Below are 21,261 nucleotides of genomic sequence, written 5' to 3' on the forward strand. Positions count from 1 at the left end.
CTTAAAGGCTAAGGTGCTAAAAAGTTTTCAAAGGCGTTTAGCTAAAGTCGAAACCAACAGAAAGAACAAAGCGACTACTATTCAGTTAGTAGGCGCTTTTCCTGCTATTTTATCTTATGATGAGTGGGAAGCTATCGCTGTACCACATCAACAACAATTAGTTGACGATACTAGACATAATTAAAATGGTAGATCACTATCATCAGTTGACAACAATGCGCTTAAAAAATCTTTTTCAGGTTTTTCCTCTTCTTTTACTTGTTTCTCAATATTAACTTTATCAACATTGCTAAAAAATTTAGGAAATTTCTTTGAATCTATTCCGTGATATCCCATTAATATTTCATATTTTTTAAATAACATTTTATAAACTAAATTATTACTTCCATAGAATTTTCGTCTATCGTAAATTTGTGAGTTATTTTCACTTACTTCTAAATATTTTTGAAACATTTTAAAGTCATAATCATTTATATAATCCTCAACGTAAATATTAAAATTAGCATCTGCTTCATCATAACTTGGAGAATTACCATATTCTTCTATCCCTAGTATCATAACTTCATTTTTAACTAAAAATTTATCTGATAGTTTTAATAAATACTTGAATGTTTCATGAGTTGCTTTCGGTAAAAATTCTTTTAGGTGTTCAGAAATATTTTTAGACAAAAATGGACAATAAATTTTCATTTTTTCATTTTTAGTTAAATAGTTAGAAACTATTGCTTTCCCACTAGAATCAAGTAGATCATAAATAAACTCAAATCTTGATAGTAAAGCTATATAAACATACAAGATATTGTCGTCTGTAGTTACCTTATTTATATAATCTTCCTTTTGAAAGACTTCCTTACACTGCTCAGGATAATGTCCAATTATTTGAAATAAAAATTCTGCATTAAAATGTCGATTTTCATCAATTTTAGGATCACTTTTAATAAAACAAAATTTCCATAATTCTTTTATTAGAATGGGAACTATTTCCTTTGGCAGATGTTTTATATATCTTTTTTGGATTACATCTTTAAATGAATCAATATCTAATCCGGCTTCACGTAATTTATCAATATCTGTCAAAATAGAATCTTTAAGAGCATGTCTTGAAAATCCTGCTGGAACTATAAGTAAATCTTCAAGCGCATGACGGATGAATGACTTCGTTTCTTCAGGCGTCGGCGTATATAACTTATTATCGCTTTCCTGAATCAAAGGATGACTACATAAATGACGTTTCTTTTGTAAATGCAAAAGATTTTCATATGTGTCTTGGTCAAAAAATTTCATTCGCTCATATACATCTTTAACAATAGACTGCTCCCAATCACTTCCTTTTTCTCTTTTTTGTTGTTTAGTTTTTATTTCGGCTAAAATTTTATGGGCTGTGGAATCATTAAAATCTATTTCAACCTTTTGCAATTTTGAAACTATATCTGTTACAACTACAGACCACAGTAAACCAACAGCAGCTCTATAGCATCCAGCTTCATAGCACTTGTACACTTCTAAAAAATTTTCTTTAGAATTTTTATCTATAATTTTCTCAATTGCTAACTCGATTGAAAATGGTGTCATAAGTTAGTTATTCCGTTATTAATGATTTAATTTGTTTTGATTTGATTTTAACAATTTATATAAGTTTAGTATTTATTTTTATGCTTACTACAGGCTTACGTTGCATAAACCCCAAAAACAACAAAGCCCCGAAAATTGGGGCTAAGTCATTGATATTTGGCGGAAGCGGTGAGATTCGAACTCACGGAGGGGTATAAGCCCTCGTCGGTTTTCAAGACCGGTGCATTAAACCGCTCTGCCACGCTTCCAATGGCGGCTATGATATAAATAAAAACTCAACTTGGCAAACACTTTTATACTTTTTTCTTATCAAGTGATTAAAATAAAAACAAAATATATTAATTTGCTGAATTTTCGGGCTTTTCATAGCGAATTTGATTGATATACCACTGTTTTTTCCCAGAGGGTATCAAAACCTCCACTTCATCATCGACTTGTTTTCCAAGCAAAGCACGTGCCATCGGCGAATCAATTGAAATATGCTGTGGATGGTGATCATAAATTTCATCCACGCCAACAATACGTATGGTTTTTTGTTCGCCCTCATCATTTTCAATGTCCACCCAGGCACCGAAATACACTTTACCCTCTTGCTCAGGCGAAAAATCAATAATTTTAAGCTCTTCTAAACGCTTGCCCAAGTAGCGAACACGACGATCAATCTTACGCAAAATCTGCTTATTATATTGATAATCAGCGTTTTCACTACGATCGCCGAGACTCGCTGCCCAGTTCACTTTTTGGGTAATTTCTGGTCGTTCTTCATGCCATAAATGTTGTAATTCTGCGACAAGTTTGTCATGTCCAGAACGTGTAATTAAGTTAGATTTCATAGTATTTTTTGATGCTTAACTTACAATTTATTTACAAGAATGGTCCATTTTATCCGCTATTTACACATAACTAAAGTTTATAAAATTAATTCTTCAATTAAATTAATTCTTTATGTTACATATTTCCAAAAATCTTAGTACAAAATTTGACAAGTTTATTTTTCGCCCTTATTATTCGCGCATGTTTTTAAATCGCTTATTTTTTAATCTATGTAGAAATTCTACATTATTCTCCTTTTAATCCAATGTCATTTTTGAATGACGTCATGACTGCCCTACCCTTATTGAATTTATCAAACTTGAAGAAGCTTGAGGCATATTCGCCTTTGCTTTATAGGGCATAAATTACTTGTAGCGGAGACAACATGCACAGTAGTTCAACTTCTGGGGTGAGGCTTTGCCTTAACTCTTTAAAATCTTCTCTCTCATTAAAAATTCTTGCATTCAGTACCCTGTTAATTCCGTTTCATAGTATTAATGCAAGTAAAACGTCCCAGTACGATTCTGTAGTTAACGGCAAGCAACTCACCGTCGTTGCAGTGGAAAATTCGACCACCGTATTTAAAGATGGTGCGCATCTACATGGTTTTGGTTATGACCTGGCACGCAACTATGCCAACAGCTTAAATGTTAAGCTGATCTTTAAAACCGTACCGGATAATACGACTGCACTCAAATGGGTATCGCAAGGTAAAGCCAACTTTGCCATGACCACCGCAGATCTCGGTTCAATTGAACAGAAGCGTTTAACTTCTTTTTCTGCAACTTGTGGTGATATTGGCAGCTTGCAAAAAAATGGTCTAAATACAAAGCTGAATTGGGTGTTTAAACAGGCTGATGATCCACTCACCCAAACTGCGAGTGGTTTTGTCTGCAAAGGCAAACAATCGGGTGCAATTCGACAATTGGCTTCATTCTATAACCAGAATGCAGTTAAAGAAGAATCATGGGGTAGAATTCAGCGTGATCTGAATAAGCGTATGCCGATTTATAAAGCCAGCTTTAAAACTACCGCAGCTAAATATGATTTAGACTGGCATCTATTAGCAGCTATTGGTTATCAGGAGTCTTACCTGAAACCGAATTCCGTTTCGCCTACCGGTGTTCGCGGTTTGATGATGCTAACCAACAGTACTGCAAAAGCCATGGGCGTGAGTAACCGAACTGATCCCGCTCAAAGTATTGAAGGGGGTGCAAAGTATTACGACCAGATGTTAAGTCGTTACTCGGACGTTCCTTTTCCTGATCGTAACTGGTATGCGCTGGTGGCGTATAACATGGGACCGGGTGCCGTGAATCAGATTCAAAAGCGTATTCGTGCACAAGGTAAAAATCCAAATAACTGGGTTAATCTGTATAGTTACTTAGATCGTAATAAAGCCAGCAATGGCCGTTACCGTCAAGCGGTACAATATGTGACACGTATCCGCTCTTATTTAGAACATATTAAAACCACACCATTAGTGAATATTTAATATCTTCTCGATACAAAAAAAAGCTCACCCTAAGGTAAGCTTTTTTTTGTATAAAATTCTTAAGTAGTTTGCTCAAGCACTTTTTTAAACAAATCTTTTTGTTCTTGGCTTGGCTTGGCAGTTTGTAAGGCCATCAATTGTGACATATCGCCTTGAACTTTAATTTTGCCAGTCATAAATGCCTGCATAGCAGCGGCCATATCAAATTCTAAGAATACTTTACGAAGGGTTTCACCATCCATATTCAAAGTGGTTTTCGCATTTGGAGATAAACCTTTTTTGATTGCACCACCATCCAAAGACAATTCTGTATTGCCTTGTACATCTGTAACCACCAAGTTAATTGCTAAATTTGCCAATGCAGGTGGCAAGTTTAAATCACCCGCTTGAGCAGTTAAGGTTTCTACATTTGAAAACCAATCATCAGTTAAAAAGGTAGGCATGATCTTTCCTCAATTTATTCGTTCATTTGTGTCGCCTATCCAGACAACATCTTTGTGAAGCTATTTATGCTTGAGGATTGTTATAGCATGTAAAATTGTTTTCTGCTTAAAGTTTTTTGCACGATACGTTCAATTTTTATATTTCTAATACATTATTTAACTGAATCAAATATATAAATAGACACCAATCCTAAAACTGGTGTCTACCACGACGATTATTCAGCAGCAAAGCCTAAGTTCACCATATTGATGCGTTTGCTTTCTGGTTCATCTTCTGTTGAACAGCTACCGGTGAAATCAATTTCACGTTGTTCATCTAAAGCTTCAAAGTCAAACAGCTCACGATCGGCCAGTTGCGACGGCGATACGTTTTGCATGGCACCAAAAATACTGTGTAAACGCTTCGGATATTGGGCATCCCATTCACGCAGCATATTATTGATCATGGCACGTTGTAAATTTTCCTGTGAACCACATAAGTTACACGGAATAATCGGGAACTGACGCATGTTTGCATACTTGATGATGTCTTTTTCTTCCACATAAGCCAGTGGGCGAATCAGGATATTCTTCTTGTCAGATGACAAAAGTTTAGGGGGCATGGCTTTTAAGCTGCCGCCATGGAACAAGTTTAAAAAGAAAGTTGCCATAATGTCATCACGGTGATGACCTAAAGCCACTTTGGTCGCGCCAATTTCTTGGGCAAAACCATATAGCGAACCACGACGTAAACGCGAGCATACTGCACAATACGTTTTACCTTCAGGGGTCAATTTTTTGGTAATGCTATAGGTGTCTTTTTCCAAAATATAATAAGGAATGTTATTTTCTTCCAAATAACGGGGCAAGACATCTTCAGGGAACCCCGGCTGCTTTTGGTCAAGATTCACCGCAACGACATCGAAATTTATGGGTGAAATGCGTTTAAACTGCAACATGATGTCAAGCAAGGTATAACTGTCTTTACCACCAGAAATACATACCATCACCTTGTCACCTTCTTCGAGCATTTTAAAATCACGAATGGCATGACCGACTTGGCGGCGAAGCTTTTTCAACAAACGGTAATATGCCGAACTTGTTGGCAGTTCTGGTTTGAAATTAAATCCTTGTTCAGACTCAACTGGCGAGTACATAGACGCGATTTACCCATAAATGAAAATTCCGCGCAATTTTATCCGATCTGACCTCACATCGCACCAAAAGAATGTAATTTCTGAAAATTGCTTATTGATTTCATTTTCACGTAATCAACCACGTGTTATTTTGGACGATGCAGTTCAAATTTTACTCACAATGCTTACCAATTGTACTTTTCCACAGTTGTCCACAAAAGCTGTGGATAACTTTGTGGATTTCAAAAGGCTTGACAGGGTGTCTGACCTATTGTTTAAGGCTTCTATTTAAATTGATCATTTTTTGATCAATTTAAATACGTATAAAAATCAATGCCTTAAATGTGTCAAGTTATCCTTATTAAAAAAAAATTAAAATATTTTTTGATTACTATCTCTGCAATTAGCACTTGCTTTTTACAAACTTGCCGAGAAATAAATTCCAGAATGCTTTTAATTGTGTGTTTTTTTGTTAAACTCCTGTTGAACTGTCTGGAGCAGATTTTTTTCTATATAAAAAAATGAAAAATAACATTCTAAGCATAGGTTTTTATTTATTGGGGTGTGTAACAGTGAATTCTGTTACAGCGACCAGTTATGCTGGTCAAACCATTTATCAGTTAAAAGAATCGAATGGTACAACCCTGCTCACCAATAAACAGGGCCGATACAGTCATTTAAAAGTGGAAAAAAAGACTTATTATCCTGACAGTAATATGCATAGTTATAGCAACTGGGGAAGCTCTGAAGCTTCGGTACTTCCAAGCTATAGCCGTAATAAAAATGCCTTTGACCCTATTATTAAACAGGCAGCCACACAGCACGGTATTTCTGAGGGCTTAATTAAAGCGGTCATGCATACTGAATCCGGCTTTAATGTCAATGCGCGCTCCCCTGTTGGTGCACAAGGATTGATGCAACTGATGCCTGCAACGGCGCGGCGCTTTAATGTTTCCAATGCATATGACCCCCAGCAAAACATCATGGCTGGGGCAAAATATTTGTCTTGGCTGATGAAACGCTTTAACGGTAATACTTCCTTGGTTTTAGCCAGCTATAATGCCGGTGAAGGCAATGTGGCAAAATATGGTGGTATTCCTCCGTTTAAAGAAACCCAAGATTATGTAAGACGGGTTAGCAGTCGTTTCAGCAATCTGTACTCAAATGGAATTTCTACAATTTCAAGTAATAACGCTCCTCCTGAAAATGGAAGAATTATCGCGCAATCTAATTCTGATGAGTCAACAGCATCGAACTCTACGCCGCATTACAGTGCACAACGACAAATCATCATGGCAGCTGATGGCAGTTTCACCGATGCTCCTACGGGTTCTTATTCCACAGCACACGCTACAGCTTCAGCTAGAATTTCAATTACTGACTAAGCAAGACCTTTTGAATCTGTATTATTAGATAGAATTACTTAATTTTTCTCCTTGAATTTTTAAGGCTTACACCTCATATTTACAAACATGATTTTTGATTCATAAATCAGATTATTTTTTTATTATAAGAGGATTCTCTCAATGATGCGGATTGGTTTGTTCTTGCTTACCAACCTCGCGGTACTGGTGGTAGCTGGCATTATTTTGTCACTCTTCGGTGTCGGTAGTTACCATGGCGCGGGTGGCTTAAATCTAGGCAACCTATTGGTCATCTGTTTTGTCTTTGGTATGGTTGGTTCTATCATTTCCCTATTCATGTCAAAATGGATGGCGAAAAAAACCACTGGGACAGAATTAATTGACCCGAATGCGCCTCGTAATCAAGCAGAAGCATGGTTATTACAAGAAATTGCGCAATTGTCGCAACGCGCTGGTATCAATATGCCAGAAGTGGGTATTTTCCCTTCTTATCAGTCCAATGCTTTTGCCACAGGTTGGAACAAAAACGACGCTTTAGTAGCCGTTTCAACGGGTTTACTCGAACGAATGAACAAAGACGAACTTCGTGCGGTACTTGCGCATGAAATTGGTCACGTTGCCAATGGTGACATGGTGACCCTTGCCCTGATTCAGGGTGTTGTCAATGCCTTCGTGATGTTCTTTGCACGTGTCGTTGGTGATTTTATTGACCGTAACGTGTTTGGTCGTGAAGACGGCGAAGCACCGGGGCTGGCCTACTTCGGTATTACCATTGTACTGGATATCGTGTTTGGTATTTTGGCCTCTTCTATCGTAATGTGGTTCTCGCGTCAGCGTGAATATCGTGCCGATGAAGCGGGTGCGCGTTTAGCCGGGAAACAAGCCATGATTTCTGCATTATTACGTTTACAGGCAGAATCAGAGTTGCCTGATCAAATGCCTAAAGAAATGAAAGCATTTGCAATTGCAGAAGGTAAAGAAGAAGGTTTCAGCTTGGCAGCTTTATTCCAGACCCACCCAACGATTGAACAACGTGTCGCTGCCCTACATCAGCTTAACTGCCCATAATATTATTTGACCAAAAATATTGGTTGATTAAATTGAATATCGAAAAGTCTCCACATGGAGGCTTTTTTAATGCTGCTGAATACAACGCAACTGACTGCCGTTGATATCAATCACACAGCACATCTCTATTTCAGTTAAGTGTTTTATAGCCGTGATTCGTGCTTACAAATGCAGGCCAACTTAAACCCTGCCAAGCCCGATAAAGCACAATTAACGACTGAACACGAATACACGCCCTATGCCAAGAAGTTTCTGGCTCTCGCTTGGATGCTGAAAAACTCTAAACTTAAACTGTGCATATTCAAAATCATCCATTGACTGGATTGATAACCGAGCATGCGATAAAAATCACATGTCAAGTCAAAATTGATGGCGGATAAATGCAGTAAGATAATCCATAAATTTTATCCACTAAAAATCAAAAAGCATTCAATCCTTGAAACCATTGCCACAAACTGCTCAAACCAAACCACATCGCAAGCAGCATCAACACCACTACGATTGCCCCCAAAATATCAGGGATATGCAGCCATAACCAGGCCACCACAGGATTTCGCCAAAAGGCTGAGTTATGCTGTTTATTTTCCAGACTTTCATGCAAAAATGGATGCACCACATGTGAATCACTGCGAATCTGATATTCCTCTCGGATATGCTCATGCACAATCGCTAAAGCTTTACGGCTGGGACGGATAAAAACGTCAAAAACTGTTCCCACTATAGGGATAAAACCCACCACTGCATCCAGCATAGCCAGTTTCAGCACCGGATTCAGCTTGCTTTGTGGCACCCCTATTTGCTTGGCCTTATAAATGGCATAGCAGGTCAAGACAAAACCTGCGACATCTCCGGCAATGGGAATGGTACTTAAAGCAGCATCTGCCCCGACCCCTTGCTTGGTAAACGGAATCCGCACCACCGAGTCCATCATATTGGCAAACTTGGCCAAGTCCCGCTCTAGACGCACCACTTCTTGCTGGCTGAGTTTTTTTTGTTGTTGCTCTGGCATAAGCCTCAATTCCAAGGAAAGTATTATCTAAACACTTGAGATTACATCATATCCTGTCTTATTGATCTGTATCGATATGATGAATAAAGCAGTTTAATGCCCTACAAGGAAAAATCAGGATTCCTGATCAGAACGCTATTCTTGATTCAAATCCGCTTTAATTATCCGCTCACTGCTGCATGGTTAGCGCTGCGCATTATCATCCAATAAGCATCATCAGGATAATGCCTATGAGATGATCGAGATTGCTTAAGATTCCTTTTGAGCTTTGCCTTTAAATAAAGTGCGGATCAGCACATACATGAATGGAATAAAAATCAGCACCAAGATGGTTGCAAAAATCACTCCGCCCAAAACACTGACTCCAATTTCCTGGCGGCTGGCGGCCCCTGCACCCGAGGCAAAGACCAAGGGAATCACGCCTGCGCCAAAGGCAAGTGAAGTCATCAGAATGGGACGTAAGCGCAAACTTGCACCTTCCAAAGCAGCTTCAATGACACTACGCCCCTGATCCTGCGCCAGCGATGCAAACTCTACAATTAAGATGGCATTTTTACATGACAGTCCAATGGTGGTGAGTAAAGCAATCTGAAAATAAATATCATTGGGAAAACCGATAAAATAACTAAACAGGATATTACCGCCAATCCCTAAAGGAATGGCACTCATCACGGCAGTAGGAATCGACCAGCTTTCATAAAGTGCAGCCAGACACAGGAAAATAAAGCCAATCGAGATCAGGTAAAGTAACATCGCCTGATTACTGGATTTGTTCTCTTCATAAGATAAACCACTCCATGCCACATCAATACCTGGTTGCTGTGCAACCAGCTTGGCCACATCTTGCATGGCAAGTCCCGAACTGACATTTTTTGTGGTATCGGCTTCCATTTGCAGTGCGGTATATCCCATATAACGGTTCACCACTTCAGGTCCGCCACTCCAAGTCACATTGGCAAAATTACTAAATGACACCATCTGATTTAAATCATTACGTACATACCAGTATTGCAAATCTTCTGGCTTAGAACGAAATTCAGCATCTCCCTGCATCATCACGCGTTTAATCCGGCCACGGTCGATAAAGTCATTGATATAGCTGCCGCCCCAAGCACTGGACAAGGTACTGTTAATTGCAGCTTGTGATAGTCCATTGGCCATTGCCAATTTCTGATTCACATTCACTTTCAGTTCGGCTTTATCCGGATTAGACCGCTTATCCAGATTTTCAAAGGTAGAATACTGTTTGGCCTGTTCCTGCAATTGCTTAAATTGAGTGTCCAGAAATTGACGGCCCTGACCATTCACATCGCGAATCCAAAAATCCAATCCATCGGTCTGACCTAAACCACTCACTGAAGATGGCATGCTGACATTAATTTGTGCATTGGTATTTTTTTTGAAATGTTTTAAAGCTCGCTCACGAATGGCTTGCGCTGAATTCTGAGCTCCAGAACGCTCATCCCAGTGGTTTAAGGCAATAAAACCCTGCCCCAGATTTTGTCCCGTGCCGGAAAAATTACGCCCATAGCGAATCATCACCAAATTTACGTTGTCTTTTTCCTGTTCCAGAAAATATTGTCGAATTTGTTCGCCTATTTCACGGCTTTTCGACATCGGTGCGCCATCGACCAATTTAAACTGTACACTTAAAATCCCCTGATCTTCACTGGGAATAAAACTGGTCGGTAAAGCACGATAAAACAACGCAAAAACACCAACAAGAGCTGCGAACATAACTAGGCAAATCGCTTTATGCTGAATGGTCATATTCGATAATTTAAGATAACGATGTTTTAAATTGTCCAGTTTTTGATTAAACCACAGCGCCCATTTAGCCGGTTGTGGATTAGACTTTAAAATCAGCGCACATAAAGCCGGTGTTAAAATAAGGGCGACCGCTAAAGACAAAGCCATGGCTGCAACCAAGGTAATTGAGAATTGGCGGTAAATCACGCCGGTCGAGCCACCAAAAAATGCCATGGGAATAAATACCGCAGTCAACACCAGGGTAATCCCAATCAGTGCACTACTAATTTCTTGCATAGATTCTATTGATGCTTGTTTGGCCGTTAAGTTTTTCTCATGCATCAGGCGCTCGACATTTTCCACGACTACAATGGCATCATCGACCAGAAGTCCAATTGCCAATACCAAGGCAAATAAAGTTAAGGTATTAATGCTCATACCTAGCACATAGAGTACCGCCATGGTGCCTAAAATGACCACAGGTACGGTAATGGCAGGAATCAGTGTGGCACGCCAGTTTTGCAGGAAGATGAACATCACTACAATTACCAGCAATATGGCTTCAAACAGTGTTTTGACGACTTCCTTAATTGACTCTTGTACAAAGGGCGTGTTGTCACGTGGATAAACCAGTTTATAGCCTTCAGGCAATTGTGTCGAAAGACGATTGACCTCCGCTTTAATTAAGGCTGAAGTGGCCAAGGCATTGGCACCTGATGATAAAGAAATCCCCATCCCGGCAGATTCAAAACCATTAATGGTATTGAATGATTGATAATTTTCAGCACCTAACTCAATACGTGCGACATCTTTTAAATAGACAAAACTGCCATCTCGAGCAGATTTAACAATAATATTTTCAAATTCAGGCACAGTTTTTAAACGTGAGCCGGAAGTCACTTTGGCATTTAAATATTGATCTTTGACCGTCGGCAAGTCACCCACTGCCCCAGCAGCCACCTGAGTATTTTGTGCTTCAATTGCTGCCCGAATATCACTGGGCATCAAATTGTATTGTTTTAATTTTGAAGGGTTCAGCCAAATACGCATTGCGTATTGCGAACCAAAAACATCAACTTCACCAACCCCTTCAATTCGCGCCAGCTCTTCTTCCAAATGCGTCAACATATAATCTGACAAGGCAATATTGTCACTTTTACCCGAGGCATCGTACAAGCCAATGACCATGTGGGTATCGCCAAGCGACTTAAATACATTCACCCCCTGACGCTGAACATCTTCAGGTAATCGGCTTACCACACTATTAATTGAATTCTGTACTTGAACTTGTGCGGTATCGGGGTCTGTACCATTTTCAAAACTAATACTGATTCGGCTACGGCCTGATGAATCACTACTTGAACTAAAATAAAGCAGATGATCAATGCCTTTAATTTGTTGTTCTAAAACTTGGGTAACACTTTCTTCCACGGTTTCTGCCGAAGCGCCATTATAGGTTGCACTCACGGTAATACGCGGCGGTGCAATATCCGGATAGCGCTCTACAGGTAAATTCAACACTGCAAAAAGCCCAAAAGCCATCACAATGATGGCCAGTACACCGGCAAAAATAGGTCGTTGAATAAAGAATTTCGACAGCATATGACTTGATCGCAGTTTAAAGAAGTGATGTTGCTACACCTTAAAACAAATTCTAAGGTCGCTCATTCATATTGATATTCAGTGACTAAAAGTCAAAATACAATAACAATTAACAGAAAAAACAATTTTTGTCATAAATAAGGAGAAACGATGAAGATGTGCCATCTGATCTCAAGTTATCCTACAGTTCATTCCCTGTCTTTTTTCACCCTACTGTTAATACTTGCTTGAACAGTATCGCTTTTTACATCCACCCTCAGCGCCTGAAATAGATTAACTTTATTCAATTCTCCAGGCGCGGTCCCTTGACTCAATCTAAATTTAATTAGATCCCGTCAGTTTATGGAAACCTTGTCTAAAAATATATTTTTTAGGCGTCAAATTGAGGAATCACAACATAATATCTACAAAAAAAAACTTCCTAACATTTTGATGTTACATATTTTCTTCATGAAAAAATTTAATAATAATACATTTGAAATTAATCTTGGTTTAATAAATCTGTTCTATGTTGTCTGAAATTAATGAAAATTTTAGTTATGAACTCATATTCCCCCTTCAAAGGCAAAACTGGTTTTAAGCGTGTGATCCATGCCACCCATTATTCTATTGCTGGCTTTAAAACTGCATTTATTAATGAAGCTGCTTTTCGTCAAATCGTAGTTATAAACTTGATTCTAATTCCTGCTAGTTTTTTTCTTAATGTATCGCGCGTAGAGCAAGCCATGATGATTGCGGTGTGTTTACTGGCACTGATTGTTGAATTATTTAATTCAGCGATTGAAGCAGTGGTAGACCGTATTTCTCTGGAAAGACATGAGTTGTCTAAAAATGCCAAAGACATGGGCAGTGCTGCGCAATTTGTCGCTCTGGCGATTATTTTCTTTACCTGGTTGCTTATTTTAGTGCCCTAAGTTTTTCACTGCCTATCGAGAGATTAACTACATAAAATAATAGAGGGAATATATTTTTATGTTGTCTTTTTTATTCTATTTTGATCAGTTATAAAAAAACCCTGCTTTTCGCAGGGTTTTTTTTTGAATCACTCAGCAGGATTAGCCACCGAATTGGTTCATTGTGTTTTTAGAGTCATCGCCCGCTTTAAGCGCGTTATCACCAGCGAAGATTTCTTTGTGATCATCACCGATGTCAGAACCAGCCATTGCTTGGTGTTTAACACATGCGATTGTACCGCGGATTTCTTTACGTTGTACGCCAGCAACATAAGCAAGCATACCTTGGTCGCCGAAGTAACCTTTAGCAAGCTCATGTGTAGAAAGCGCTGCAGTGTGGTAAGTCGGAAGTGTGATCAAGTGATGGAACACACCCGCTTCACGAGAAGCATCTGCTTGGAATGTACGAACTTTTTCGTCAGCATCAGCAGCCAATTCAGTTTCGTCATACTCAGCGCTCATTAATTTAGCACGGTCGTATGCAGATACATCTTTACCTTCAGCAACATAACGGTCATAAGTTTGTTGACGGAAGTTTAAAGTCCAGTTGAATGATGGACTGTTGTTATACACAAGTTTCGCATTTGGAACTGATTCACGTACACGGTTCACCATGTGAGCGATTTCGTCAACGTTTGGCGTTGCAGTTTCAATCCAAAGTAAATCAGCACCATTTTCCAAGCTAGATACACAGTCAAGTACAACACGGTCAATTTGCGTGTCAGCACGGAACTGATATAAACCAGAAGGTAAACGCTTAGGACGGTGTAATTTACCATCACGCTTGATTAAGATTTCGTCTTCTTGCGCATCAGCAATATCAATTTCAACAGTGTCTAAGAAACCGATGTACTGAGAAGCAATGTCACCTGGCTCTTTAACCACTGGGATTTTTTGAGTCAAGTCAGCGCCTTCAGAGTCAGTACGCGCAACAATAATACCTTCTTCTACGCCCATTTCTAAGAATGCATAACGAAGTGCATGGATCTTAGAAATGAAGTCTTCGTGAGGAACAGTTACTTTACCTGCTTGGTGACCACATTGTTTCGCATCAGAAACCTGGTTTTCGATTTGTAGTGCACACGCACCCGCTTCGATCATTTTCTTAGCAAGCAAGTAAGTCGCTTCTTCGTTACCGAAACCAGCGTCGATGTCTGCAATAATTGGTACAACATGAGTTTGGAAACCATCGATTTGTGCAGTGATTTCAGCAGCTTTAGCTGTATCGCCTGCTTCGTTGGCTTTTTTAAGCGCACGGAACAAATCGTTTAATTCTTTCGCATCAGCTTGACGAAGGAAAGTGTAGATTTCTTCGATCAATGCAGATACTGAAGTTTTTTCGTGCATAGATTGGTCAGGCAATGGACCGAATTCTGAACGAAGTGCAGCAACCATCCAACCAGATAAGTAGATGTAGCGTTTGTCAGTTGTACCGAAGTATTTTTTGTTTGCAATCATTTTTTGTTGTGCGATGAAACCGTGCCAGCAACCCAAAGATTGAGTGTATTTGCTAGAGTCAGCATCATATTCAGCCATATCACGACGCATAATAGCAGCAGTATATTTAGCAATGTCTAAACCAGTTTTGAATTGGTTTTGCATTTGCATACGCGCAGCATCTTCTGGGCTAATATCGCGCCAAGTAGCGCCGAATTTTGCTTTTAATTCGCGGATTGCGTCAATCGCTGTTTGGTATGTAGTCATGATATTTTCCTGTATATAATTTTAGGATTTCATCAATCAAAGGACTAAATCTGCAAGATATTGATTTGTTCAGATTTAGAGCGCTTCGTTGCAATGGACACAGCTTAGATGCAGTCCAATGATTAATCCAATAGTCTGCAAGAATCTTCGGTATTTATTTAAAAAATACATAGATTAAAGTCTAATTATAATTATCACCATATCTTATAAGTTACTCATTTTAAATATTATATTAAAAAAAGAAAAAGTCTTTTTTTGTATAACAAATAATCATTATGCTGTTTTATTCTTCATTAGACCTAAGTATAGGGTTTATTAAAAATAGCTCTATGCTCCATTTTTATCTGTTTTTTATTCTTTAATCCTCAGTATTTTAAAAATACAATTGTATTTTATTTCATCAAATAATGAGTTCTTATCTTTTATCCATTCAAAACCTGAGCTATAGAAAAGTCATTTCATTTTTCAGTATAAATATATGAAATACAGTTTTCAGCTCAAAGCCTTTGCATTTAATTAAAAGCGATACAGTTAGAACTGCTCTATTTGACTGAATTGTATAAGTCGAAAATTAAACATTAAACTCGTTTTATTGAAGGTCTGCAAATTCTCAAATTTATATTTTATTCTGCTTAAAAACCAATTGATAATGATCAAGAATTCGTCTCCTATAAAATGACTAATATTTATAATAAATTCACTTTTATAGCGGTTTTTTCTTCATCATATTTCCTACACAAGCCCCACCGCTTATGGCATAATCAATATAATTTCATGGTTTTATTATCGGTATTTCTTATATGAATCTGGAGCGGGTCGATCTCAATCTTTTAATTTACCTTGATGTTCTTTTACGTGAAAAAAATGTTACCCGCGCAGCGGAACAATTGGGCGTTACCCAACCCGCTATGAGTAATATTTTACGCCGTCTACGTAATTTATTTAATGATCCGCTTTTAATTCGTTCTTCTGAAGGCATGACACCGACAGAACGTGCTTTAGAATTACAACCTCGTATTCGTGATGCACTTGCTGATTTGTCGATGATTTTGGAACCTCGTACAGAATTCCGCCCTTATACCTCGAATCGCGTTTTCCGTATCATGACCTCTGACTATGCCGAAGCGACTCTAGTTCCTCGTCTGGTTAAAGCATTGCGTTCAGAAGCTCCGAATGTGGTTCTCGACTTTTTAACCCCAAGTGATGTGTCTTACCGTGACATGGAACAAGGTAAAGTCGATTTAGCCATTAACCGATTCAATGAAATTCCACAAAGTTTCCATCAGGTTCTGGTTTGGCGTGACAGTTTTTCATGTTTGCTCAACAACAAGCACCCTGCCAGCGCAAACTTAAATCTTAAAAGCTATTTAGATGCGCAACATATCTGGGTGTCTAAAACCGGTATGGGCGTTGGCTTCGGTGTCAATCCCGATAAACAGGCCGGTCTTGGCTGGATTGATCAAGCCTTAGAACGTATTGGTCAAAAACGTAAGATTTCTGTTTTTACCCGTCATTATCAAATGCCGGCGCTTTTGGCATCCAATGTTGATTTGATTGCAACACTGCCCAGCCGTATTGCAAAACTGCAATCCAACAATCCAAACCTGCTGATTAAAGACCCACCATTTTATATTCCTGAATTTGAATTGAAAATGGCGTGGTGTCCGTTGTTGCATCATCATCCTGCACACCGCTGGTTGCGTCAGCTGATTCTGTATGTAGCCCGTCAAATGATTGAAGAAGAAAATCGTGAATTTCTAATGAATAACTCACAATTTTCTCATTATTAATCGTAAAAATTCTTAAATTCTTCTTTTTTAAGATTATACTGTGCTGATCAAGGTAGTAATTTAGTTACTACCTCTAATTCTTTTGTGTTAAAAATACTCCATAATAATGATGATCTACAGGTGGATTTGTGAGCCTTTTCCAGAATATCCTCATCATCGTAATACTGATTGCGGGAGCCGGTTTTCTCTCTTTAACTGAGATTGCCCTTGCCGGTGCACGTAAAGTCAAACTTAAAATCCTTGCAGAATCCGGCGATGAACGCGCTCAAAAAGTTTTAGACCTGCAAGAACAATCGGCTGATTTTTTTGCCGCTTCTCAAATCGGCTTAAATGCCGTTGCCATTCTCGGTGGTATTTTGGGTGAAGCAGCATTTCGCCCTTATATCGTGAATTTTGTGAATCGCATTTATCAAGGACCATGGACTGAAAACATTGGCTTTATCCTCTCCTTTACTTTAGTCACCTCGCTTTTTATTCTTTTTGCAGATTTAATGCCGAAACGCATGGCCATGATTGCACCAGAAAGAATTGCAGTCTCGGTCATTAATCCGATTCAAATTTTCATCAAAATTTGTAAACCGCTGGCTTGGATCATCAACGCCATCGCGAATTTATTGTTTCGCTTGTTTAAAGTTAATACCATCCGTGATGACAACATTACCTTTGCTGATATTTCTGCAGTGATGGATGCCGGTGCGCAAGCTGGTGTATTACAAAAGCAAGAACATCATTTCATTGAAAATGTATTTGAACTTGAAGAGCGTAATGTTCCTTCAAGTATGACCACTCGTGAGAATGTGGTGTTCTTTACTTTAAAAGAATCTGAAGCCAGTATTCGTCAAAAACTGGCACAATATCCTTATTCCAAATTTGTAGTGTGCAGTGAAAATATTGATGAAGTGATTGGCTATATTGATGCCAAGGATATTTTAGTCCGTATTTTAAACAATCAGTCTTTATTGCAACTCAATGAAAATACCATTCGTAGTGTACTGACCATTCCAGATACTTTAACTTTATCTGAATTACTTGATCGCTTCCGCTCTACTAAGGAAAAGTTCGCGGTTGTGATTAACGAATATGCCTTAGTGGTCGGTGTGATTACTCTGTCTGACATTATGATTACTGTGATGGGCGACTGGGTAACAACGGTTGAAGCGGATCAGCAAATTATCAAGCGTGACAATAATTCATGGCTAATTGATGGCAGCACGCCCATTGAAGACATCAAGCATGCGCTTGAAATTGCTGAAATGCCGGATGATGAAAACTATGAAACTATTGCTGGTTTCATGATGTATAAATTGCGCAAGATTCCTCGTCCTGCAGATGCGGTAATATTTGGGGGTTACAAATTTGAAGTAGTCGATGTCGATCATTTTAAAATTGACCAATTACTGGTAACACGCTTGCTTGAAAGACCGGCAGAAATTGAAATTCAGCAAGAAGCAGAGTAATCTGCTTTTTTTTATTAAATTTTAAATTAATTAAAACACAACAACAATGAATATTTTCTTATTAGCATTACTTGCCTGATTCAGTTTTTATTCTTCTAGTCTTCATATAAGTGAATGTTTTTTTGCCAAACATGCACAACCATTCATCATTCTAATGGCAATGGTACTGCTGATTTAGGTTTGCTGGATTACCTCACAACACTATAAAAGCAAGCGAACATTGATGACTCAACTCTGCATATGGTTGAATTTATTTGGAGTGCTATTATTCTCTGGTGGAAACTGCTTATTTGGCTAATGAGTGTATCAGCCTAGCTTTATCTATAAAAAACTCAATGCAGCATAAAAAAAGCACCTGTCAAAGGGTGCTTTTTTATTTTCATGAATAACTATTTAATCAGAGTTATTTAAAGTTTTTAATCAAGTGCTCAATGACAAGCGCATAGTGGATACTAATGTCTTCTTCCAGAATATTGTAGGCATTATCAAACTGAACCATTGGCCAGCCTTCTTTCCAGAATGGGAAAATATTGTGTAGATCGTGGGTTACAATTGCATCTTCACGAACAATTGCTTGCGCAACTTGTGATAAAACCTGCGCTGTTTCAGCACCGTCAATTGCCATGTAATCAATACCTCGTACTTTCAAAATACGGATACGATCTTTTTTATATTTAATTTTTTTGGCTTGTCCGGCACTTAATCCTAATGCCAAAGTTACTGCTTCAACAAAGTTTTTTTCAAAAGTGTCATGCAAAGCCACAATTGCCTGTTTATACGCTTCTTGACGACCCGCTTTACCGCCATTAAGGATAATCTCTTTCGCCTCAGTATTTAGCACATCGTCTTTCATGGACTGTAAAATGTCTAAAATTTCGATATGGCTTAAAGATTCAGGAGATTGATCAGTCATGAACTGTCCTTGGACAAAAATAATAAAAGTCTATTTTCGCATAAATCATCTTTCAATACAGGAATAAAATCTGCTTCTGACGATTATTCAGCCGTCATGTAGGTCTGTTGGGCTTTTCTTGTGTTAAATATGCTGAAAACCTTTATATTAGCCTTCGTTCTTCTTTCTCTTTGGCTCTTATGATCAGCAAGCAACAAACGGTTCTTTTTTTAAAACAATTGCGGCAGGAATACCCTTCTGCCTTTAAAAGAAATTATTTGTTTTATAGCATGATTAAGACCAAAGGTATTTTTGATGAGTTAAAAGAACTCATTCCTTGGCTATTGGCCGCAATGATTTTTATCAGCCTTTCAATTAGTCTGGGTCATTTAATTGCACTTCAACTGCCGCACGTCAGCACCTTTCGAGCGCAAGGCAGCGCTATATTGGCCATTATGTTGCTGTTTATGCTCTATACGCCATTGGTGATTAAGCAAATTAAACACAGTTCAATCTCGATGTATCAACAACTGCGCCATACTCCGGTCAAACTGGCAACCCTGATTGTGCTACAAACGATTAATATCGCCTTTATTGAAAGCATCTTCTTGCAAGGAATTTTATTTTTCTTTGCCTTAAGTTTTGGCTTTGTGCATTTCTATAAAGAGAATATGTTCCGTGCCGACACCCAAGTTGAACAATATTTTTACTTGCAAGAAATACGACGCATTTGCTTTTGGTCATATAAACAGATTTTAAAAACTAAACTTAAGCGCCTAATCAGTACAAAAAATTCTGTGCCTTATAAAACAGCGCAGCAACAGGAAAAACAGTTTGTCGACTTATATATGCAACTAATTCAATATGAAAATACGCTGTGTAAAAGCTATAAACATGCAGATATAGAAAGCTATTTAGATACTTTAATGTAAAGGCTATTGTTTTAATGCGTCCTATTCAGCCGCATGTAAAATAATAAATTTAAAATTGCGCAACGCAATAAGCACAGCACTGGCTACCCCCTACTTCATCTAATCTACTCAGTGCTGCTGATCATATCGAAAGCTTGTTTAACTGGCTGCGTAGGCTAAACCCTGCCACTATTCAAGCGATTTACCTCTAGGCGACCAGCTCATTTCTTATGATGGCTATATAGAGAACCAGATGTTCGACTCATAACAATAAAATGCTTCATACCTGAAAAAGAGAACAAGCTATAACAGGCGTGATATCTCACACGTCATACGGAAAACCCCGACAAAATATTGGGGTTTTTTATTAATTTTTAACTGTAAATCAAGCCATGATAAACATCAAACAGGCAATGTACTGAAGTACACTTTTTCGTGGGGTGCAGGTTGATTAATTGCTTAAAAATCTAAAATTATCACTGCTAAAATTCGAACCATACTGCTGATTTCAGTCTGCGACGGCATCGCAGCTTGAATAAAATTAGCTTGTAAATATATCGGGCAACCTTGATATCCTGTACTTTTCAATAAATCAAATCCGCAATACAGGCCCGCAATCATAGAAATAATTCTTCAATATTGTATATTTTTTCCAGAGTTATGATTGCTTTAGGTAACTCTATAGATGGCTTTGGTAAAACCTGTTGTGCAAATTTATTCTTGTCCATAATTCAGACTATACTGGAACAAGTTCAAAGCTTTATAAAAAAAGCAGCTAATAAGATGAAAAATGACGACGACTAATAAATGGAATTAACAATGAAGTCGGTTTTTATTAAACAAATAAAAAACACATGATTTCATAATGTTAAATCCTACTATGGAGGTATATATGACACCGGTTAATTATCCAACGCGTTCCAATTTTTTAATGGCGATCTATTATTGGCTTGATAGCATACCATTTGGATTTTTCGTTGCAGGACTCATTTTTGATATTTTATACATGAATACGGCGGAAGTACTGTGGAATAAAGCCTCTGCTTGGGTTATTGCAATTGGTTTAGTCATTGCAATTATTCCCCGTCTAATCAATTTATATTTGGTCTGGTTCCCTAAGTCCTACACGCGAAATAACGTCAGCCTGATCGGGTTTTGGTGTTATGGATTTGCCATTTTAACCGCTATTTTAAACTCTTTCGTACACAGTCGTGATGCTTATGCTGCGGTGCCTGAGAATGTCATACTGTCTATAATTACTGTGGCTCTTGTGAGTATTGCCTATATTTCTAAATCTTTTGATGATAATCATAAACTTTAAGGA

16 protein-coding genes and 1 tRNA gene are annotated in these 21,261 nt (G+C 38.3%); 8 read left to right on the forward strand and 9 right to left on the reverse strand.

The window, feature by feature from the left end; genetic code table 11:
- Positions 1 to 180 precede the first annotated feature (180 nt).
- The 3 genes from E0H80_RS08545 to greB form a co-directional block, all read right to left on the reverse strand.
- Positions 181 to 1,572: a hypothetical protein gene (locus tag E0H80_RS08545; RefSeq protein ID WP_131364930.1), complete on the reverse strand. Its 1,392-nt coding sequence runs from the start codon at positions 1,570 to 1,572 to the stop codon at positions 181 to 183.
- Between the two features lie 157 nt (positions 1,573 to 1,729).
- Positions 1,730 to 1,820: transfer RNA gene (locus E0H80_RS08550), tRNA-Ser, on the reverse strand.
- 90 nt (positions 1,821 to 1,910) lie between these two features.
- Positions 1,911 to 2,405 carry a transcription elongation factor GreB gene (gene greB / locus E0H80_RS08555; protein WP_131364932.1) on the reverse strand — a complete coding sequence of 165 codons (495 nt, stop codon included), beginning with the start codon at positions 2,403 to 2,405 and terminating at the stop codon, positions 1,911 to 1,913.
- Positions 2,406 to 2,770: 365 nt separating this feature from the next.
- Here greB and E0H80_RS08560 point away from each other — a divergent pair, with 365 nt between their 5' ends.
- Positions 2,771 to 3,880, forward strand: coding sequence for a transglycosylase SLT domain-containing protein (locus E0H80_RS08560; RefSeq protein WP_131364934.1), 1,110 nt, complete (start codon positions 2,771 to 2,773; stop codon positions 3,878 to 3,880).
- 59 nt (positions 3,881 to 3,939) lie between these two features.
- Here E0H80_RS08560 and E0H80_RS08565 read toward each other — a convergent pair whose 3' ends face one another.
- Both E0H80_RS08565 and ttcA read right to left on the reverse strand, forming a co-directional pair.
- A complete protein-coding gene (locus E0H80_RS08565; protein ID WP_067868035.1) occupies positions 3,940 to 4,323 on the reverse strand; it encodes an SCP2 sterol-binding domain-containing protein in 384 nt (127 codons plus the stop codon).
- Positions 4,324 to 4,538: 215 nt separating this feature from the next.
- The gene (gene ttcA, locus E0H80_RS08570) at positions 4,539 to 5,459 is read right to left on the reverse strand and encodes a tRNA 2-thiocytidine(32) synthetase TtcA (RefSeq protein WP_067868038.1); all 921 of its coding nucleotides are present in this window, start codon (positions 5,457 to 5,459) and stop codon (positions 4,539 to 4,541) included.
- Between the two features lie 500 nt (positions 5,460 to 5,959).
- On the opposite strand from ttcA, the gene E0H80_RS08580 reads away from it, so the two are divergent.
- Positions 5,960 to 6,823 (forward strand): lytic transglycosylase domain-containing protein, encoded by an 864-nt coding sequence (locus E0H80_RS08580; protein ID WP_131364938.1) that lies wholly within the window; start codon positions 5,960 to 5,962, stop codon positions 6,821 to 6,823.
- A 141-nt stretch (positions 6,824 to 6,964) separates the two neighbouring features.
- The gene (gene htpX / locus E0H80_RS08585; RefSeq protein ID WP_067868046.1) at positions 6,965 to 7,870 is read left to right on the forward strand and encodes a protease HtpX; all 906 of its coding nucleotides are present in this window, start codon (positions 6,965 to 6,967) and stop codon (positions 7,868 to 7,870) included.
- A gap of 418 nt (positions 7,871 to 8,288) precedes the next feature.
- Here htpX and E0H80_RS08595 read toward each other — a convergent pair whose 3' ends face one another.
- Both E0H80_RS08595 and E0H80_RS08600 read right to left on the reverse strand, forming a co-directional pair.
- Positions 8,289 to 8,879 (reverse strand): DUF4112 domain-containing protein, encoded by a 591-nt coding sequence (locus E0H80_RS08595; RefSeq protein ID WP_131364940.1) that lies wholly within the window; start codon positions 8,877 to 8,879, stop codon positions 8,289 to 8,291.
- Positions 8,880 to 9,128: 249 nt separating this feature from the next.
- Entirely contained in the window at positions 9,129 to 12,230 is a 3,102-nt protein-coding gene (locus E0H80_RS08600; protein WP_131364942.1) for a multidrug efflux RND transporter permease subunit, read from the reverse strand.
- Between the two features lie 539 nt (positions 12,231 to 12,769).
- Here E0H80_RS08600 and E0H80_RS08605 point away from each other — a divergent pair.
- Complete coding sequence (locus E0H80_RS08605; protein WP_131364943.1) at positions 12,770 to 13,144, forward strand: diacylglycerol kinase; 375 nt, start codon at positions 12,770 to 12,772, stop codon at positions 13,142 to 13,144.
- 141 nt (positions 13,145 to 13,285) lie between these two features.
- Here E0H80_RS08605 and E0H80_RS08610 read toward each other — a convergent pair whose 3' ends face one another.
- Positions 13,286 to 14,887 (reverse strand): isocitrate lyase, encoded by a 1,602-nt coding sequence (locus E0H80_RS08610; RefSeq protein WP_131364945.1) that lies wholly within the window; start codon positions 14,885 to 14,887, stop codon positions 13,286 to 13,288.
- 800 nt (positions 14,888 to 15,687) lie between these two features.
- Between E0H80_RS08610 and E0H80_RS08615 the strand changes: the two genes are divergently transcribed.
- Positions 15,688 to 16,677: a LysR family transcriptional regulator gene (locus E0H80_RS08615; RefSeq protein WP_067868059.1), complete on the forward strand. Its 990-nt coding sequence runs from the start codon at positions 15,688 to 15,690 to the stop codon at positions 16,675 to 16,677.
- Between the two features lie 128 nt (positions 16,678 to 16,805).
- Positions 16,806 to 18,134, forward strand: coding sequence for a hemolysin family protein (locus E0H80_RS08620; protein ID WP_067868062.1), 1,329 nt, complete (start codon positions 16,806 to 16,808; stop codon positions 18,132 to 18,134).
- A gap of 403 nt (positions 18,135 to 18,537) precedes the next feature.
- Here E0H80_RS08620 and E0H80_RS08625 read toward each other — a convergent pair whose 3' ends face one another.
- Entirely contained in the window at positions 18,538 to 19,047 is a 510-nt protein-coding gene (locus E0H80_RS08625; protein ID WP_067868065.1) for a hypothetical protein, read from the reverse strand.
- 179 nt (positions 19,048 to 19,226) lie between these two features.
- Here E0H80_RS08625 and E0H80_RS08630 point away from each other — a divergent pair, with 179 nt between their 5' ends.
- Entirely contained in the window at positions 19,227 to 19,958 is a 732-nt protein-coding gene (locus E0H80_RS08630; protein ID WP_131364947.1) for a hypothetical protein, read from the forward strand.
- 871 nt (positions 19,959 to 20,829) lie between these two features.
- Complete coding sequence (locus E0H80_RS08635) at positions 20,830 to 21,258, forward strand: DUF2231 domain-containing protein (RefSeq protein WP_131364949.1); 429 nt, start codon at positions 20,830 to 20,832, stop codon at positions 21,256 to 21,258.
- The last annotated feature ends 3 nt before the right edge of the window (positions 21,259 to 21,261 follow it).

The sequence above is a fragment of the Acinetobacter sp. ANC 4779 genome (assembly GCF_004331055.1).
In the GTDB taxonomy this organism is placed as follows: Bacteria; Pseudomonadota; Gammaproteobacteria; order Pseudomonadales; family Moraxellaceae; genus Acinetobacter.

Bases quoted from the DNA above. Each gene is read 5' to 3' on its own strand.
- E0H80_RS08580 (WP_131364938.1), top strand. From the start codon at position 5,960: ATGAAAAATAACATTCTAAGCATAGGTTTTTATTTATTGGGGTGTGTA.
- E0H80_RS08625 (WP_067868065.1), bottom strand. From the start codon at position 19,047: ATGACTGATCAATCTCCTGAATCTTTAAGCCATATCGAAATTTTAGAC.
- E0H80_RS08595 (WP_131364940.1), bottom strand. From the start codon at position 8,879: ATGCCAGAGCAACAACAAAAAAAACTCAGCCAGCAAGAAGTGGTGCGT.
- E0H80_RS08565 (WP_067868035.1), bottom strand. From the start codon at position 4,323: ATGCCTACCTTTTTAACTGATGATTGGTTTTCAAATGTAGAAACCTTA.
- E0H80_RS08545 (WP_131364930.1), bottom strand. From the start codon at position 1,572: ATGACACCATTTTCAATCGAGTTAGCAATTGAGAAAATTATAGATAAA.
- greB (WP_131364932.1), bottom strand. From the start codon at position 2,405: ATGAAATCTAACTTAATTACACGTTCTGGACATGACAAACTTGTCGCA.
- ttcA (WP_067868038.1), bottom strand. From the start codon at position 5,459: ATGTACTCGCCAGTTGAGTCTGAACAAGGATTTAATTTCAAACCAGAA.
- E0H80_RS08605 (WP_131364943.1), top strand. From the start codon at position 12,770: ATGAACTCATATTCCCCCTTCAAAGGCAAAACTGGTTTTAAGCGTGTG.
- E0H80_RS08610 (WP_131364945.1), bottom strand. From the start codon at position 14,887: ATGACTACATACCAAACAGCGATTGACGCAATCCGCGAATTAAAAGCA.
- E0H80_RS08560 (WP_131364934.1), top strand. From the start codon at position 2,771: ATGCACAGTAGTTCAACTTCTGGGGTGAGGCTTTGCCTTAACTCTTTA.
- E0H80_RS08600 (WP_131364942.1), bottom strand. From the start codon at position 12,230: ATGCTGTCGAAATTCTTTATTCAACGACCTATTTTTGCCGGTGTACTG.
- E0H80_RS08615 (WP_067868059.1), top strand. From the start codon at position 15,688: ATGAATCTGGAGCGGGTCGATCTCAATCTTTTAATTTACCTTGATGTT.
- E0H80_RS08630 (WP_131364947.1), top strand. From the start codon at position 19,227: ATGATCAGCAAGCAACAAACGGTTCTTTTTTTAAAACAATTGCGGCAG.
- htpX (WP_067868046.1), top strand. From the start codon at position 6,965: ATGATGCGGATTGGTTTGTTCTTGCTTACCAACCTCGCGGTACTGGTG.
- E0H80_RS08635 (WP_131364949.1), top strand. From the start codon at position 20,830: ATGACACCGGTTAATTATCCAACGCGTTCCAATTTTTTAATGGCGATC.